Source organism: Aeromicrobium sp. CF3.5 (assembly GCF_051262695.1).
GTDB lineage: Bacteria > Actinomycetota > Actinomycetes > Propionibacteriales > Nocardioidaceae > Aeromicrobium.
On sequence record NZ_JBIMEZ010000001.1, the window covers coordinates 39,935 to 55,597 of the forward strand.

Below are 15,663 nucleotides of genomic sequence, written 5' to 3' on the forward strand. Positions count from 1 at the left end.
CCTCAGGAGGTCCCACTGTGCAGAACATTCTCGACGCGATCCTCGCCGGCGACACGCCCGCCGAGGACTTCGGTTCCATCGCCCTGCCCGACTCGTACAAGGCCATCACCGTCCACAAGGACGACGTCGACATGTTCGAGGGAGTACCCAGCAAGGAGAAGGACCCGCGCAAGAGCCTGCACCTCGACGACGTCGCCATCCCCGAACTCGCGCCCGGCGAGGCCCTCGTGGCCGTCATGGCCAGCGCGATCAACTACAACACGGTCTGGACGTCGATCTTCGAGCCCGTCTCGACCTTCTCGTTCCTCGAGCGGTACGGCCGCCTGTCCGAGTACACCAAGCGCCACGATCTGCCGTACCACGTCGTCGGCTCGGACCTGGCCGGCGTCGTGCTGCGCACCGGTCCCGGCGTCAACCTGTGGAAGCCGGGCCGCGAGGTCGTGGCCCACTGCCTGTCGGTCGAGCTGGAGAGCCCCGACGGTCACGACGACACGATGATGGATCCCCAGCAGCGCATCTGGGGATTCGAGACCAACTTCGGCGGACTGGCCCACCTGGCGATCGTGAAGGCCAACCAGCTGATGCCCAAGCCGGACCACCTCACCTGGGAAGAGGCGGCGAGCCCCGGTCTGGTCAACTCCACCGCGTACCGCCAGCTGGTGTCCAAGAACGGCGCCAACATGAAGCAGGGCGACGTCGTGCTGATCTGGGGCGCCTCTGGTGGGCTCGGTTCATACGCCACCCAGATGGCACTGAACGGTGGAGCCATCCCGGTGTGCGTCGTCTCCTCGCCGGAGAAGGCCGAGATCGTACGGTCGCTCGGCGCCGAGCACGTCATCGACCGCTCGGCCGAGAACTACGCATTCTGGAAGGACGAGAACAACCAGGATCCCAAGGAGTGGCAGAGGTTCGGCAAGAAGATCCGCGAGCTGACCGGCGGCGAGGACCCGGACATCGTCTTCGAGCACCCGGGCCGCGAGACCTTCGGCGCCTCGGTCTACGTCGCGCGCAAGGGCGGCACGATCATCACCTGCGCGTCGACCTCGGGCTACATGCACCAGTACGACAACCGCTACTTGTGGATGAACCTGAAGAACATCAAGAGCTCGCACTTCGCGAACTACCGCGAGGCGTTCGAGGCCAACCGCCTGATCGACAAGGGACTCATCCATCCCACCGTCTCCAAGGTGTACCCGTTGGCCGAGACCGGGCAGGCGGCGCTCGACGTGCACCGCAACTCTCACCAGGGCAAGGTCGGCGTCCTGTGCCTGGCGCCCGAAGAGGGCCTGGGCGTCCGCGACCCCGAGAAGCGGGCGATCCACCTCGACGCCATCAACCGCTTCCGCGGGGTCTGAGCGGGTTCTCGGCGGTGGTGGGGGCCGGTATGCTGACGATCGTCCCTCTCCACTCGACGACCTTGGATGCTCATGTCTGATCAGCTCGCCAAATCCGTCCTCGATGCCGCCCGCAAGTCGGCCGACGCCTCGTTCCCGCTCGCACGTCGCGGCGGGTACGACAGCGATGCCGTCGACACATGGGCCCGCACGCAGACCGCCGAGCTGAAGCGTGCTGCCCAGGCACTCAGGACCGCCGAGGACGAGAACGCGAACCTGCGCGAGCTGATCGAGAAGCTCAAGGACCGCGTGGAAGCCGTCGAGAAGCCGACCTACACAGGTCTGGGCAATCACGCCGCCCAGCTGCTCGGTCTTGCCGAGCAGGAGGCCGAGGACGTGCGCAGTCGCGCCGCGCGCGATTCCGAGGAGATGGTGCGCAACGCTCAGGACGAGGCCACCGTCATGCTCGCCGGGGCTCGCAAGTCTGCCGAGGGCGCCAAGGCGCAGGCCACGGCGGAGATCGACGACCGTCGCACCACGCTGCTCGAGGAGGCCGAGGCACTGCACGCCGATGCCAAGGCGCACTCCGAGGACCTCCGGGCCCACGCCGAGCGGGAGGCGGCCCAGCTCAAGCTCGGCGCCGAGCAGGAATCACAGAACATGCGCCTGGGGGCCACCCGCGAGGTCGAGCAGGCCCGCGCCGCAGCCGACCGTGAGGTCACCGAGGCCCGCCGTGTGCTGGCGGTCGAGCGAGAGCGGCTCGCCCGAGAAGCCACGGAGGCGCACCAGTCAGCCACCCAGCAGACCCAGCAGCTGGTCTCTGATGCCGAGTCACGCGCAGCGGCCGCTGACACCCGCGCTCGCGACATCATGGCTCAGGCCACGAAGTCGCGGGACGCGGCCAGCGTGGAGTCCACCCGCCTCATCGAGGCGGCGAAGAAGGACGCAGCGCAGCTGATCAGCGGAGCCCGGGCCGACGCCGAGCACTCCCGGGCCAGCGCGGCCACCGACACCGAGCGTCAGACGCGATCGCTGCGCTCGGAGGTCGAGGAGCTGCAACGCAGGCGCGACGGCATCGTGGCTCAGATGGGCCAGCTGCGCGACATCGTCTCGACCTTCACCACCGACACCTCGGGTGAGACCTCCGGAGCCAAGCACGCGACCCCAGGCAAGCAGGCGCCGGACAAGCAGGCTCAGGACAAGCAGGCCCCGGTCCAGCAAGTCCAGGACGAGCAGGCCCAGACCAAGCAAGACCCGTCTGCGGCCGCGGCCAAGGATGGCACGGCGAACGACAGGTAGTCCGCTCAGGCGGGACCCCTCAGGACAGGCCGCGCCGCCAGCAGTCGGTGTGCCAGTGGCGTCGCTCGTCGATGGCCTCGGCGCTGAGCAATGCCTTCTGGACCGGCCACACGAGCACGTGCCCCACGCCCGGGCGCACCGGTCGGTGGCATCCGGGGCAGGTGTACTCGCGCTGCGACCCCGCCAACGGGCGCACGTTCCACTCCCCCGAGGCGCGTACCTCGACGTGGTCGGAGGACCCCGCCCGCGCAGGCGGCCGCTCCGTGGGGCGGCGGCTGTGTCGACGGGGCACCCGACCATCCTAGGGACGCTCAGTAGGCGTGGAAGCCCTCGCCGGTCTTGCGGCCCAGTCGCCCCTGCGCCACGGCGCTCTCCAGGGCCGGGGCCGGCTGCCAACCAGCGTGTCCGAAGGTCGAGACGAGCGAGCGCTGGATCGCCAGCGACACGTCGGTGCCCACGACATCGAGCAGCTGGAACGGTCCCAGCGGCAGCTGGGTGGCCTTCATCGCGTCGTCGATCTCGGTCAGGGAGGCGCCACCGGCCTCGTTCAGCTTGATCGCGTCGTTGAGGTACGGAAACAGCAGTGCGTTCACGATGAACCCGGCGCGATCTCCACACGAGACCGGATGCTTGCCGGTGGCCAGGCACAGGGCCCGCACCGTCGCGTCGACCTCGACGGAGGTGTCGTCGGCCGTGACGACCTCGACCAGCTTCATGACCGCCGCAGGATTGAAGAAGTGCATGCCGATGACGTCCTGCGGACGTCCGGTGGCTGCCGCGCAGGCGTTGATCGACAGTGACGAGGTCGTCGTCGCGAGGATCGCGCCCGGCTTGGCGATCCGGTCCAGATCGGCGAACAGCTCGAGCTTGATCGCCAGATCCTCGGCGATGGCCTCGACGATGATGTCGGCGTCGGCCAGCGCCTCGCGCTCCGTGGCGCCGGTCAGACGACCCAGCACGCTCGACTTGACGTCCTCATCGATCTTGCCGCGTGCGATCGCCTTGTCGAGGCTCTTGGTGATGGCTGCGATGACGCCATCGACCTTGTCCGTGCTGCGGCCGACGAAGGTGACGTCGTAGCCGGCCTTGGCGAACACCTCGACCATTCCCGAGGCCATGGTGCCGGTGCCCACGACGCCGACCCGTTCGATCGTGTGCGCGAACGCGGGCTCGGCCTGGTCGGCATCGGCCCCGGCCGCCGCGAAGGTTCCACCGTTGCTGGCCTGCGCCGTCAGCACGGCCGCGGCCTGGTGCAGCTCGTCGCCGGTGCGGGCGAACAGATCGTCCAGACCCGATGCCACGGCCTTGGCGCCGAGCGCGTCGACCAGCGCCAAGGGGCCGATCGGGTAGCCGCAACCAAAACGCATCGCCGCATCGATGTCGGGTGCGGTCGCGTAGCCGCTCTCGTACATCGTGGCAGCGTGGTTGAGGTAGGGCAGCAACAGCGTGCGCGCGATGTCAGCGTCTGCTCCGGTGCCGTTGAACTGGTCGACGATCTCCTGCATGGCTACTCCTGAGTAGGTTCGGGCTCGTGACACACTAACGTGACCTCCCGTCGAGAGAAGCGAGATGCCATGAACACGCGTATGACCGTCGCCACATGGGCCGTAGTTGCGGCATCGGCCACCGCTCTCTCCGCCTGTGGCGGGTCCGACGGCGCCGATCAGGCCGACCCGAGCAGCCCCTCGACGACGTCGACCGCCTCTCCGACACCTTCTCCCAGCGCCACCCCATCCGTCGACTCGTCCACGGACGGAGCCATCGCGATCCGCGGCGACTGGGAGGCACCCGACGCAGAGTGGATCGTGCACTTCCAGGAGGACGGCTCGTACTCCGAGGACTTCCAGGGCGTCACTGACTTTCGGGTCGGCAAGTACGAGGTCGAGGGCGAGACCGTGCGCCTGATCGGCGACGACGGCAACACCGACGAAGGCACTGTGTCCGGTTCGGGCGACGACCTGCAGATCGAGTTCAATCTCGGCACCCTGACGAGGCAGTAGTGCGACTGGTCATCGCTCGCTGCCAGGTCGACTACGCCGGCCGGCTCGCAGCTCACCTGCCCCTCGCCACCCGGGTCATCATGGTCAAGAACGACGGCTCGGTGCTGATCCACTCCGATGGTGGCTCCTACAAGCCGCTGAACTGGATGAGCCCGCCGTGCACGCTGCGCGAGGGCACAGTGTCCGACGGTTCTGGCGACGACGGCGTCATCGAGTGGACCGTGTCGGCCACCAAGAGCGACGACACCCTGCGCATCCGACTCGAAGAGATCCTCAGCGACACCTCGCACGATCTCGGCGTCGATCCGGGTCTGCGCAAGGACGGTGTCGAGAAGCACCTGCAGGAGCTGCTCGCCGAGCACACCACCACCTTGGGCGACGGCATGACGCTGGTACGCCGCGAGTACATGACCGCCATCGGGCCGGTCGACCTGCTCTGCAAGGACGAGTCCAACTCCTCGGTCGCGGTCGAGATCAAGCGTCGCGGCGACATCGACGGCGTCGAGCAGCTGACCCGGTACCTCGAGCTGATGAACCGCGACCCCGGCCTGCGTCCCGTCCGTGGCATCTTCGCCGCGCAGGAGATCAAGCCCCAGGCGCGCGTGCTGGCCGAGGATCGCGGCATCAGCTGCGTCGTGGTCAACTACGACGAGCTGCGCGGAATCGACGACCCGAGCCTGCGGCTGTTCTAGCGTCCACAGCAGATCCGCCGGATGCTGGCGCATCTCGGTTCGGCCTCGCACCTTGGGCCACATGACCCACGACGCCGACATCGAGCTCCGAGTCGCTCGCCTGGAGAACGACCGCGACGCGATCTACGAGCTGATCGATGACTTTCGGAGCGAGACCCGTACCCGCTTCGACCAGGTCGATCGAAAGTTTGGCCAGGTCGAAGGCAGACTCGGCTCGGTCGAAGGCAGACTCGGCCAGGTCGAAGGCAGACTCGGCTCGGTCGAGGTCAAGATCGACCGGATCGAGAGCACTCTCGGTGAGGTGCTGCGGCGACTTCCCGAACCCACCTGATCGCCCGGGCCTGATCGGTGGAAGTACCTGCCCTGCGCGGCAAGAGCGCTATGCTGTGCGGTTGGCGCGACTCCGACACAGGTGTGGTTCTCGCGGTGGCCCACGATCCGCTGATTCCCTTGATCTCGACTGTACCGACGGACGGCGGCCACGCCAGTGCCCTCGACTACATCACGCGGCAGAACCAGCGCGTCATCGATGGTGTCGGCTGGGCCTTCGCCGTCGTGCCTGCCGAGAGCGAGCGATCCGTCGGTTTCGTCGGCGTGTTCTGGCGCGGACTCACGACCCGGGCGGTGCGACTCGCGGCCGACTGGGCGCTCGAGCAGCCCGGACTGATGAGACTCGAGGCCTACATCGAGCCGTGGAACACCGGATCGATCCGGGTCGTCGAAGGGGCGGGGTTCGAGCACGAGGGGTTGATGAAGTCCTTCGCCCCCGTCGGCGACCGTCGTATGGACGCCTTGCTCTATGCCCGACTCGCCGCCTGACTCACAGCATCGGCACGTCGAAGACCTCGGTGCCGAGAGCATCCCAGCGGTCGATCTCGCAACCGTTCTCGCGGCTGAAGGTGGCATCGACGTCGGCGCCCCGGTAGGTCCCGGTGATCGTGGCGGTCTGCGGGCCGCCGAAGATCTCGGTGCACACCTGGTCACCAGGGGTGGGCTCGAAGGCCACCTCACCGCCGGCCTCCACGAGCGCCGCGCAGGCAGCCTCGGCGTTGGGGTGGTCTCCCCCCACCGGATCGCACCGCAGGTCCAGGACATTCGGGGCTGCGCCCTCGTCCGTCACCACGGTGATCGTCAATGACGTCTCGGTCGACGCGTCCGGGGTCGGCGCTACATCGGCGGACGGCTCCCCACCAGATCCGCACGCGCTGAGCACGACCATCGCGACGAGAGCCAGCAGCGCTCTACGCACCGGCGATGGGCGGGGCCGTGGGGTCGGCGCTCTCGCCAGCGTCCTCGCGGGCGACCCAGTCCTCGATCCGTTCGTAGTCGTCCTTGGAGCGTGTGACGACGGCCAGGAGGTCACTCATCTTCGAGACCTCCTCGACCTGCTCCCTGATGAACCACTGCATGAACTGATCGGAGGCGAAGTCGTTGTTCTCGCGGGCGATTCGGGTCAGCTCGTTGATCTGCTCGGTGACCTGCTTCTCCTGGGCGAGCGCCGCCGCGACGGGCTCGATCACGTCGGCGAAGTCGGCCCGCGGGGCCGCGAGCGCCGGGATGAGGGGCACCTCGTCGGCGTCGAGGAGGTACTGCACCATCATCATGGCGTGATCGCGCTCCTCGTGCGCCTGCTGGTAGAACAGGGCGGCCGTTTGCGGCATCGTCAGCGCGTCGTAGTAGGTCGCGATCGCGATGTACTGCTGGTGGGCTCCGAACTCGTGGCCGAGTTGTTCGTTGAGCTTGCTGACGAATGCTGGGGCTGCCATGAGTGAATCGTGCCACAGGCGTGAAGTAAGGCGAGGCTCACCTCCGACTGGTAGTCTAGGGGCGTGCCGAAGATGCCCAAGAAGAAGTGCTGCAGCGACAAACCTGCCTGCAAGCGCTGTCCTCTCGTCATGATGAAGAAGGGCACACTTCCCCCCGGTTACACCGTCAAGAAGCGCAAGCTGGTCAAGATCGACAAGAAGTCGAAGCCCAAGACCAAGATCGCCGCCTGACCCGCTCGGTAGCCTCGGTGTCATGACCGACATCACGGCCCAGTCCCAGCGGCTCCTCGACCTGCACGCAGCGCCCGACCTGCTCAAGGTCGTCAACGTGTGGGACGCCATCAGCGCTCGCGTCGTGACGGACGTCGATGGCATCGAGGCACTCGCCACCGCCAGCCACTCGATCGCTGCGTCCTACGGGTACGAGGACGGCGAGCACATCCCCGCCGACCTGATGATCGAGGCCGCCGGTCGGATCGTCGCAGCCACCTCGCTGCCCGTCACGGCTGACCTGGAGGCCGGCTACGGCGACCCCGGCGAGACCACCCGCAAGTCCATCGGCGTCGGGATCGTGGGCGCCAACCTCGAGGACCAGATGAAGCCGCTGGCCGAAGCCGTGGCCGCCGTCGAGGCGGTGCTGGCTGCCGGCCAGGCCGAGGGCATCGACTTCGTGCTGAACGCCCGCACCGATGCCTTCGTGAAAGCAGGTGACCGACCGCACGCCGACGTGCTCGCCGATGCGATCGAACGCGGATCGGCCTATATCGCTGCAGGCGCTCCCCTCGTGTTCGTTCCCGGCGGACTGTCCGAGGACGACATCTCCGCGATCGTCGACGTGTGGGGTCCGCAGAAGCTGACCCTGATCGGCGCCCCCGGCACCGTACCTCTGGCGCGCATGGCCCAGCTCGGCGTGGCCCGGGTGTCCTACGGCCCGTTCGCGCAGTCCGTCGCCCTGATGGCCCTGCAGGACCTCGCCAGCGACGTGGTCGCCGGCGGCGGCCTCCCCCCGCACTTCCGCATGCTCAACTGAGCCGCGTCGGAGTGATGGTTCCCCAGGTTACGTAGGAACGCCATCACTCCACCGGGCAAATTCGCCAGGTGGAGTGACACGAAACCCACTGAACCTGGGGAACCATCACCGCCGAGCTCAGGCCTCGAGGATCGCGACGACGCCCTGGCCGCCGGCGGCGCAGATCGAGATGAGGGCGCGGCCCGAGCCGTTCTCGTGCAGCAGCTTGGCGGCGTTCGCCACGATGCGGGCGCCGGTGGCGGCGAACGGGTGGGCTGCTGCGAGGGACGAGCCCTTCACGTTGAGCTTGCTGCAGTCGATCGCGCCCAGCGGCACGTCGAGGCCCAGCTTGTCCGTGCAGAACGTGGGGTCCTCCCAGGCGGCGAGCGTCGTGAGCACCTGCGAGGCGAAGGCCTCGTGGATCTCGTAGAACTCGAAGTCCTGCAGGGTCAGGCCCTGACGAGCCAGCATCCGCGGCACCGCGTAGACGGGTGCCATCAGCAGGCCCTCGCCTCCGTTGACGTAGTCGACCGCGGCCGTCTCGTAGTCGGCCAGGTAGGCCAGCGGCTGCCACCCACGCTTGGCCGCCTCCTCGTCGGAGGCCAGCAGCACGGTGGAGGCTCCGTCGGACAACGGGGTCGAGTTCGCGGCGGTCATCGTCGCGGCCGGGTCCTTCTTGCCGAAGGCCGGCTTGAGCTTGGCCAGCTTCTCCATCGAGGAGTCGGCGCGCATGTTGGTGTCCTTCGTGACGCCACGGAACGGCGTCACGAGGTCGTCCTGCCACCCCTGCTCGTAGGAAGCAGCGAGGTTGCGGTGCGACGCGACCGCCAGCTCGTCCTGCGCCTCGCGCGTGATGCCCCACTGCTTGGTGGTCAGCGCCTGGCTGTCCCCCATCGACAGTCCGGTGCGCGGCTCGGAGTTCTGCGGCTGATCCGGCACCAGGTGGCCCGGGCGAATCTTGGCGAAGGCGGCCAGGCGGCCCTTGTTGTCCTTGGCCCGATTCGCCTCCAGCAGGATCCTGCGCAGCTTGTCGCCGACCGCCAACGGGGCGTCGGAGGTGGTGTCGGTGCCGCCGGCGATGCCGAAGTCGAGCTTGCCGAGCGCAATCTTGTTGGCCACCTGGATGGTCGCCTGGATGCCGGTGTCGCAGGCCTGCTGGATGTCGTACGCCGGAGTGTCGGGCGACAGGGCCGAGCCCAGCACCGACTCGCGGGCGAGGTTGAAGTCACGGCTGTGCTTGAGCACCGCGCCAGCGACGAACTCGCCGGCACGCTCGCCGCGCAGGTCGAACCGATCGACCAAGCCATCGAGTGCGGCGGTGAGCATCTCCTGGTTGGAGATGTCGGTGTAGACCGAGTTGGACCGGGCGAACGGGATGCGGTTGCCGCCGATCACGGCGACCCGGCGAATGCCCCCGGTGTCGGGCGTCGAGGCCGAGGCGGCCTCGGTGGCCGCACTCTTCGTCGCGGGGGTCGCCTTCGCTGTGCTCTTCTTCGGGGTGCTCTTCTTCGCGGGGGTCGTCTGGGGGGTGGACTCAGCCATGGGGGCTCCTCGGTGCGGGGTGAGACTACGGTGAGCGTGACGTGACACACGCCTCGTCCAGCCCTGTGGACTGGGTCTGTCCGACGAGGCTACAGTCAGGAAGAGATTTCAGATACCGATGGTATTCGAGAGTTAGGACACACCGTGTCAGACAACTACCAGTCCTTCGCCCACAACCCGATCGGCAAGTTCCTCGTCAAGAACCTGGGCCTGCCGAACCCGCCGTTCCTCGAGCGGTTCTCTGCGGGCGATCCGCTGGTCGATGGCACCGTCCTGCACGGAGCGGCTGCCGGCACCTCGCTGGGCAAGAATGTCGCCGCGGCGCTCAAGGCGGCCGGCATCGAGTCCACGACCGTGTCGGCGCCCAGCAAGAAGTACAAGGGCCTGGTGTTCGACGCCACCGGAATCGACTCGGCCGAGGGTCTGGTCGCCCTGCAGGAGTTCTTCACTCCGGTACTGCGCCAGCTCAAGAGCTGCGGACGCATCGTGGTCATCGGCAGTGCCGTCGACGAGGCAGCCACCGAGCGCGCCGCGATCGCCCAGCGAGCCCTGGAGGGATTCACCCGTTCGTTGGGCAAGGAGATCGACGGTGGCTCCACGGCCAACCTCATCTACGTGTCGAAGGGGGCCGAGAAGACTCTCGGATCGACGCTCGGCTTCTTCCTGTCCGCCAAGTCGGCCTACGTCTCGGCCCAGGTGACACGCGTCGGTGCCACAGGCATCACCTCGGCGCCCACCGTCAAGGACCTGACCAAGCCTCTCGCCGGCAAGGTCGCGCTCGTGACGGGCGCATCGCGTGGCCTCGGCGAGGCCGACATGCGCACCTTGGCGCGCGACGGCGCGACCGTCATCGGCCTCGACGTCCCTGCGCTCGCCGACGACCTCAAGGCACTCACCACCGAGCTCGGCGGTGAGTACATCGTCGGCGACATCACGGCACCTGAGGCTCCCGCCGACATCGCCGCGCACATCAAGAAGAAGCACGGCGGCGTCGACATCATCGTGCACAACGCCGGCATCACCCGCGACAAGCGCCTGCGCAACATGGCCCCGGAGAACTGGCAGCTGGTGGTGGACATCTCGGTGGGCGCCCCCCAGCGCATCACCGATCACCTGCTCGACGCGGGTCTGATCAACTCCGGCGGACTCGTCGTCGGCATCGCCTCGATCGCCGGCATCGCCGGAAACAACGGCCAGACCAACTACGCATCGGCCAAGGCCGGCGTGATCGGCTGGATCCAGTCGCTCGCCGAGCGCGCGGCCAAGGACGGCATCCGGGCCAACGTCATCGCACCCGGTTTCATGGAGACCGAGATGGTCACGACCATCCCCCTCGGCATCCGTGAGGCCGGCCGGCGCATGAACTCGATGTCGCAGGGCGGTCTGCCCGTCGACGTGGCCGAGACGATCGCCTGGCTGGCCCAGCCGGGCTCTGCCGCCGTCAGCGGCAACGTGATCGGCGTCAACGGCCAGATGCTGATCGGCGCCTCGTGAGTGCCACGACGCGCACCTTCGACCGAGCACCGTCGACGCTGCCGCTGATGCTCAAGGCGGTGCTGCCGGCGCTGCCGGTGGTCGGCGGCCTGCCGGGCATCCGACACCAGCGCGGCAACGAGCCCGACCTGGTGCTCGAGCGCCGCGGCGTCACCACCGATCCGGCGCACCTCGGCGCGTACCGAGAGGTCTGCGGGTTCGAGCCGTCCACGACGCTGCCTGCGACCTACCCGCACATGGCCGCCTTCGCCCTGCACCTGGCGCTGATGACCGACACGGCCTTCCCATTCGCCCCGATGGGGTTGGTCCACCTGCGCAACACGATCACCCAGGTGCGCCCCATCTCACCGGACGAGACGTTCGACGTCGCGGTCCGTGCGGCCGACCTGCGCCCCCACCCCAAGGGACAGCTGATCGACCTCCGCACCGATGTCACGATCGACGGCGAGAGTGTCTGGCGCGAGAGCACCGCGTTGTTCTCCCGTGGCAAGGGTGGCGGGCCCGAGCAGGCAGCAGCACCCCTCGAGGGCGTCGACCCTCCCCCGGCTGCCGTCCAATGGAAGCTCAACGGTGATCTCGGGCGTCGCTACGGCGCGGTCTCCGGCGATCGCAACCCGATCCACCTGCACCCGCTGACGGCCAAGGCCTTCGGCTTCCCGTCCAACATCGCCCACGGCATGTGGACCAAGGCCCATTGTCTCGCCGCCCTGGACGCCAGGCTACCCGACGGCTTCACGGTCGACGTCGAGTTCAAGAAGCCGATCTTCCTGCCCGGCACCGTCGTGTTCGGACAAGCCGGAGGACCCAAGGCCGGCATCACCTTCGGTGTCGTCGGCACGAAGAAGCCGGTCCCCCACCTGGTGGGTCGCGTCACGCCGCTGACGTAGTTCGCGACCGAGCGTCACCCTCTGCAAGAATTTCGTCCATGCACGGTCGACGACGCTTCATCCTGACCTGGCTCGTCGCAGTCCTGGCGCTCACCACGGCGGCGTGCACGACCTCCACGCCCGCGACACCCACGGCCGAGCCGACCTCGAGCACGGGGGCATCGGCTGCGATCGATGCGCTCCAGTCGCTGGAGACCCGGTTCGATGCCCGGGTCGGCGTCGTCGCCGTCGACACCGGCGACGACACCACCTTCGAGTACCGACCGGACACCCGCTTCGGCTACGCATCGAGCCTGAAGGTGTTCATCGCGGCCGAGTTCCTGCGCGTGGTGGCCCCGGGCGATCGCACGGAGACGGTTCGCTGGAGCGGCGAGGACGTGACCGCGGCCGGGTACTCACCGGTCACGGCGGACAACACCGAGGAGGGGCTCCCGCTCGACCAGCTGGCCGAGGCGGCCGTGCGGGACAGTGACAACACCGCGACCAACCTGATCCTCGAACGCATCGGTGGCCCCGCAGGCCTCGACGCCGCCCTGGAGCGGATCGGCGACGACACGACGGAGGTCGTCAACACAGAACCCGATCTCAACGACGTCGATCCGGGATCGACCGACGACACCACGACGCCTGCAGCCTTCACTGCGAACCTGGAGGCCTATCTCGACGGTTCGGTGCTGGAGGATCGCGACCGCGCCACCCTGCTCGACTGGATGAGCGACAACGCCACCGGCGACACCCTCGTCCGAGCGGGAGCGCCGACAGGCTGGGTCGTCGCCGACAAGTCCGGAGGAGCTGGCGCGATGCGCAACGACGTCGCCGTCGTCACGCCTCCACGCAGGGACCCCATCATCATCACCGTTCTCACCACCAGGACAGACCCAGCGGCCGAATACGACGACGAGCTCGTGGCCCGCGCCGCCGCGGTGGTGCTCGACGAGCTGCGCTGACCCTCGAGAACTCTCAGCGGCGCTTGCGCTTCTCGCGCGGCCTCTGCGTCAGGTGGATCGGAGAACCGACGAACCCGAACGTCTCGCGCAGGCGACGTTCGATGTAGCGCATGTAGGACGCCTCGAGCTTGCCGGAGGTGAACAGCACGAAGGTCGGGGGCGCGGTGCTGGCCTGGGTGCCGAACATGATCTTGGGCTGCTTGCCGCCGCGCACCGGGTGCGGGTGCTCGGCGACCAGACGACCCAGGAAGGCGTTGAGCGCACCCGTGGGTACGCGGGTCTCCCAGCCCTCCAGCGACGCGTCGAGAGCCTTGACGAGCCGGTCGACGTGCCATCCGGTGCGGGCAGTGATGTTGATGCGCGGCGCCCACTGTACCTGCACCAGCTCGCGCTCGATCTCACGATCGAGGTAGTAGCGGCGCTCCTCATCGACCAGGTCCCACTTGTTGAACGCGATGACCAGCGCGCGACCGGTCTCGGACACCGAGGACACGATGCGCAGGTCCTGCTCGGTCAGCGGGACGCTGGCGTCGATGATCAGCACGCCAACTTCGGCGCGCTCGATCGCCGATGAGGTGCGAAGACTCGCGTAGTACTCGTGGCCCGATGCGTCGCGCACGCGACGCCGGATTCCGGCCGTGTCGATGAAGGTCCAGATCCGGCCGCCCAGCTCGACGATCTCGTCGACCGGGTCGACGGTGGTGCCGGACGCGTCGTCGACCACGACCCGCTCCTCGCCGGCCAACCGGTTCAGCAGGCTGGACTTGCCGACATTGGGCTTGCCGACGATCGCGACCCGTCGGGGCCCCAGCTCGGGCTCCCAGTCCTCGGGAGGCGCGTCGGGCAGGGCCTCGAGGATCGAGTCGAGCATGTCGCCGCTGCCTCGTCCGTGCAACGCCGAGACAGGGATCGGCTCGCCCAGTCCCAGGTTCCACAACGTGGCGGCCTGCGCCTCGCCGCGCTGGTCGTCGACCTTGTTGGCTGCGAGCACGACCGGCTTGTTGGCCGCGCGAAGGATGCGCACGACCTTCTCGTCGACGTCGGTGATGCCCACCGTGGCATCGACCACGAACAGGACCGCGTCAGCGATCTGGATGGCGATCTCGGCCTGCGCGGCGATCCGCTCGGCCATGCCCTTGGCATTGGGGTCCCAGCCGCCGGTGTCGACGACCGTGAAGGTGCGTCCGTTCCAGACCGCCTCGTAGGAGACGCGGTCGCGGGTCACGCCCGGGACGTCCTCGACCACGGCTTCGCGGCGACCGATGATGCGGTTGACCAGCGTCGACTTGCCGACGTTGGGGCGGCCGATGACCGCCAGGACAGGTTGGTGTTCAGACATCCCAGGCTCCCGCCGGAAGAGGACCGGGAAGCTCACGGCCGACGGCCGTCTTGGCCCGGGCCAGGTGGTCAGTGAGGTGTGCGTGGATCGTGTCGGTGGCTGCACCGAGTCGATCGGGTGTGCGAGGCCACGGCGCGGCGTCGAGCTGGATCGGCGCGCCGAACACGAGGTCGATCCGTGCCCCGGCCGCCGGACGCGACGACGAGTCCTCGTCGCGCTCGCGGGTGCCGAAGATCGCCAACGGCACGATCGGCGCACCTGTGGCCAGGGCCAGGTAGGCGACGCCGGACTTGATGGTGCTCAGCTCGCCGTCGCCGCGAAGTCCTTCGGGGAAGATGCCGACCGCCTGGTCGGCCTCCAGGGCGCGCACGGCTCGACGAATCGCGCCGGAGTCGACCCTGTTGCGCGCCACCTTGATCTGCGCGAGAGCGCGCAGCAGGTGACGGTGGCCTCCGGCGAACTCCTCCTCCTTGACCATCATGTGCAGGGGTCGAGGCGACCGGCCGACCAGCGCCGGTCCGTCGGCCCAGCCCAGGTGGTTGGCGGCGATGATGACCCGCCCCTGGCCCGGAACGTGCTGCTCGTCGTGCAGCTGGATGTCCCAACGGCGCAGGAACAGCGGCCCCAGCGTGGCGCGCGCGGTGGCGAGTCCCACCTCGGACAGTCCGCGGCTCATCGAGCCGCCTCGAGTGATGCGTGGGCGATGTCGACGATGGCCTGGACGACGTCGTCGAGGCTCAGGTGGGTGCTGTCGATCTGGACGGCGCCCGTGGCCTTCAGGAGCGGTGAGGTCGCTCGGGTGGAGTCGATCTGGTCGCGTCGGACCAAGGACCGCTCGGTGGCGCTGGCGTCGGTGGCACCCGTCTCGGCGGCCCTGCGAACGGCCCGTGCTCCGGGATCGGCGACGAGGTAGATCTTCACCGCAGCGTCCGGCACGACGACGCTGCCGATGTCGCGACCTTCGACCACGATGCCGTCACTGCCGGCGATGATGTCGCGCTGCCGGGCGACCAGCAGGTGGCGCACGGCCGGGACGGTCGCCACGGGGCTGACCGCTGCCGTGACCTCTTCACCGCGGATCGGCACGGAGACGTCCTGGCCATCGACGTAGATGGTGGGACTCGCGGGGTCTGTTCCCGAGGCCAGGGTGACGGTGTGAGCTGCTGTCGCGACGGCCTCCGCGTCGGTGACATCGACCTTCGCCTGCAGGAGGGCCCACGTCATGGCGCGATACATGGCCCCGGTGTCCAGGTATGCCAGTCCGAGTCGAGCCGCGACTGCTCTGGACGTGCTCGACTTGCCCGATCCTGACGGTCCATCGATCGCGACGACCCTAGACGTGCTCACGGTGTGC

Annotated in this window: 19 protein-coding genes; 11 read left to right on the forward strand and 8 right to left on the reverse strand. The window is 68.3% G+C overall.

The window, feature by feature from the left end; all coding sequences use genetic code 11:
* Nucleotides 1-17 precede the first annotated feature (17 nt).
* Both ccrA and ACHAA3_RS00170 read left to right on the forward strand, forming a co-directional pair.
* Nucleotides 18-1,355 carry a crotonyl-CoA carboxylase/reductase gene (gene ccrA, locus ACHAA3_RS00165; RefSeq protein ID WP_435706901.1) on the forward strand — a complete coding sequence of 446 codons (1,338 nt, stop codon included), beginning with the start codon at nucleotides 18-20 and terminating at the stop codon, nucleotides 1,353-1,355.
* Between the two features lie 72 nt (nucleotides 1,356-1,427).
* Nucleotides 1,428-2,633 carry a hypothetical protein gene (locus ACHAA3_RS00170; protein ID WP_435706902.1) on the forward strand — a complete coding sequence of 402 codons (1,206 nt, stop codon included), beginning with the start codon at nucleotides 1,428-1,430 and terminating at the stop codon, nucleotides 2,631-2,633.
* A 19-nt stretch (nucleotides 2,634-2,652) separates the two neighbouring features.
* Here ACHAA3_RS00170 and ACHAA3_RS00175 read toward each other — a convergent pair whose 3' ends face one another.
* Nucleotides 2,653-2,925 carry a hypothetical protein gene (locus ACHAA3_RS00175; protein WP_435706903.1) on the reverse strand — a complete coding sequence of 91 codons (273 nt, stop codon included), beginning with the start codon at nucleotides 2,923-2,925 and terminating at the stop codon, nucleotides 2,653-2,655.
* Nucleotides 2,926-2,944: 19 nt separating this feature from the next.
* Nucleotides 2,945-4,138, reverse strand: coding sequence for a 3-hydroxyacyl-CoA dehydrogenase NAD-binding domain-containing protein (locus tag ACHAA3_RS00180; protein ID WP_435706904.1), 1,194 nt, complete (start codon nucleotides 4,136-4,138; stop codon nucleotides 2,945-2,947).
* A 69-nt stretch (nucleotides 4,139-4,207) separates the two neighbouring features.
* On the opposite strand from ACHAA3_RS00180, the gene ACHAA3_RS00185 reads away from it, so the two are divergent.
* The 4 genes from ACHAA3_RS00185 (at nucleotide 4,208) to ACHAA3_RS00200 (ending at nucleotide 6,144) form a co-directional block, all read left to right on the forward strand.
* Nucleotides 4,208-4,633 carry a hypothetical protein gene (locus ACHAA3_RS00185; RefSeq protein WP_435706905.1) on the forward strand — a complete coding sequence of 142 codons (426 nt, stop codon included), beginning with the start codon at nucleotides 4,208-4,210 and terminating at the stop codon, nucleotides 4,631-4,633.
* Nucleotides 4,633-5,325 (forward strand): endonuclease NucS, encoded by a 693-nt coding sequence (gene nucS, locus ACHAA3_RS00190; protein WP_435706906.1) that lies wholly within the window; start codon nucleotides 4,633-4,635, stop codon nucleotides 5,323-5,325. Before ACHAA3_RS00185 ends, nucS begins: the two co-directional genes overlap by 1 nt.
* Before the next feature lie 61 nt (nucleotides 5,326-5,386).
* On the forward strand, nucleotides 5,387-5,656 hold the full coding sequence (locus tag ACHAA3_RS00195) for a hypothetical protein (RefSeq protein WP_435706907.1): 270 nt from the start codon (nucleotides 5,387-5,389) through the stop codon (nucleotides 5,654-5,656).
* 119 nt (nucleotides 5,657-5,775) lie between these two features.
* Nucleotides 5,776-6,144, forward strand: coding sequence for a GNAT family N-acetyltransferase (locus ACHAA3_RS00200; protein ID WP_435706908.1), 369 nt, complete (start codon nucleotides 5,776-5,778; stop codon nucleotides 6,142-6,144).
* A 1-nt stretch (nucleotide 6,145) separates the two neighbouring features.
* Here the strand turns inward: ACHAA3_RS00200 and ACHAA3_RS00205 are convergent, their stop codons facing one another.
* Both ACHAA3_RS00205 and ACHAA3_RS00210 read right to left on the reverse strand, forming a co-directional pair.
* Complete coding sequence (locus ACHAA3_RS00205) at nucleotides 6,146-6,574, reverse strand: SSI family serine proteinase inhibitor (protein WP_435706909.1); 429 nt, start codon at nucleotides 6,572-6,574, stop codon at nucleotides 6,146-6,148.
* Nucleotides 6,567-7,091 (reverse strand): ferritin, encoded by a 525-nt coding sequence (locus ACHAA3_RS00210; protein WP_435706910.1) that lies wholly within the window; start codon nucleotides 7,089-7,091, stop codon nucleotides 6,567-6,569. The genes ACHAA3_RS00205 and ACHAA3_RS00210 overlap by 8 nt, the downstream gene beginning before the upstream one ends.
* A 63-nt stretch (nucleotides 7,092-7,154) precedes the next feature.
* On the opposite strand from ACHAA3_RS00210, the gene ACHAA3_RS00215 reads away from it, so the two are divergent.
* Both ACHAA3_RS00215 and ACHAA3_RS00220 read left to right on the forward strand, forming a co-directional pair.
* Nucleotides 7,155-7,322, forward strand: a complete 168-nt coding sequence (locus ACHAA3_RS00215) for a hypothetical protein (RefSeq protein ID WP_435707571.1) — start codon at nucleotides 7,155-7,157, stop codon at nucleotides 7,320-7,322.
* 22 nt (nucleotides 7,323-7,344) lie between these two features.
* On the forward strand, nucleotides 7,345-8,121 hold the full coding sequence (locus ACHAA3_RS00220) for an isocitrate lyase/PEP mutase family protein (protein ID WP_435706911.1): 777 nt from the start codon (nucleotides 7,345-7,347) through the stop codon (nucleotides 8,119-8,121).
* A 117-nt stretch (nucleotides 8,122-8,238) separates the two neighbouring features.
* Here the strand turns inward: ACHAA3_RS00220 and ACHAA3_RS00225 are convergent, their stop codons facing one another.
* Nucleotides 8,239-9,642, reverse strand: a complete 1,404-nt coding sequence (locus tag ACHAA3_RS00225; protein WP_435706912.1) for an acetyl-CoA C-acetyltransferase — start codon at nucleotides 9,640-9,642, stop codon at nucleotides 8,239-8,241.
* A gap of 144 nt (nucleotides 9,643-9,786) precedes the next feature.
* Between ACHAA3_RS00225 and ACHAA3_RS00230 the strand changes: the two genes are divergently transcribed.
* From ACHAA3_RS00230 to bla, 3 genes are read left to right on the forward strand one after another with little or no spacing between them, the layout of a single operon-like run.
* A complete protein-coding gene (locus tag ACHAA3_RS00230) occupies nucleotides 9,787-11,136 on the forward strand; it encodes a 3-oxoacyl-ACP reductase (protein ID WP_435706913.1) in 1,350 nt (449 codons plus the stop codon).
* Nucleotides 11,133-12,023, forward strand: a complete 891-nt coding sequence (locus tag ACHAA3_RS00235; protein WP_435706915.1) for a MaoC family dehydratase — start codon at nucleotides 11,133-11,135, stop codon at nucleotides 12,021-12,023. Before ACHAA3_RS00230 ends, ACHAA3_RS00235 begins: the two co-directional genes overlap by 4 nt.
* A gap of 38 nt (nucleotides 12,024-12,061) precedes the next feature.
* Nucleotides 12,062-12,970 (forward strand): class A beta-lactamase, encoded by a 909-nt coding sequence (gene bla / locus ACHAA3_RS00240; RefSeq protein WP_435706916.1) that lies wholly within the window; start codon nucleotides 12,062-12,064, stop codon nucleotides 12,968-12,970.
* Between the two features lie 13 nt (nucleotides 12,971-12,983).
* Here the strand turns inward: bla and der are convergent, their stop codons facing one another.
* The 3 genes from der to cmk are packed head-to-tail and all read right to left on the reverse strand — an operon-like array spanning nucleotide 12,984 to nucleotide 15,656.
* Nucleotides 12,984-14,309 carry a ribosome biogenesis GTPase Der gene (der, locus tag ACHAA3_RS00245; protein ID WP_435706917.1) on the reverse strand — a complete coding sequence of 442 codons (1,326 nt, stop codon included), beginning with the start codon at nucleotides 14,307-14,309 and terminating at the stop codon, nucleotides 12,984-12,986.
* On the reverse strand, nucleotides 14,302-14,985 hold the full coding sequence (locus ACHAA3_RS00250; protein ID WP_435706918.1) for a lysophospholipid acyltransferase family protein: 684 nt from the start codon (nucleotides 14,983-14,985) through the stop codon (nucleotides 14,302-14,304). The genes der and ACHAA3_RS00250 overlap by 8 nt, the downstream gene beginning before the upstream one ends.
* Nucleotides 14,982-15,656, reverse strand: coding sequence for a (d)CMP kinase (gene cmk / locus ACHAA3_RS00255; RefSeq protein WP_435706919.1), 675 nt, complete (start codon nucleotides 15,654-15,656; stop codon nucleotides 14,982-14,984). Before cmk ends, ACHAA3_RS00250 begins: the two co-directional genes overlap by 4 nt.
* Nucleotides 15,657-15,663: the final 7 nt, after the last annotated feature.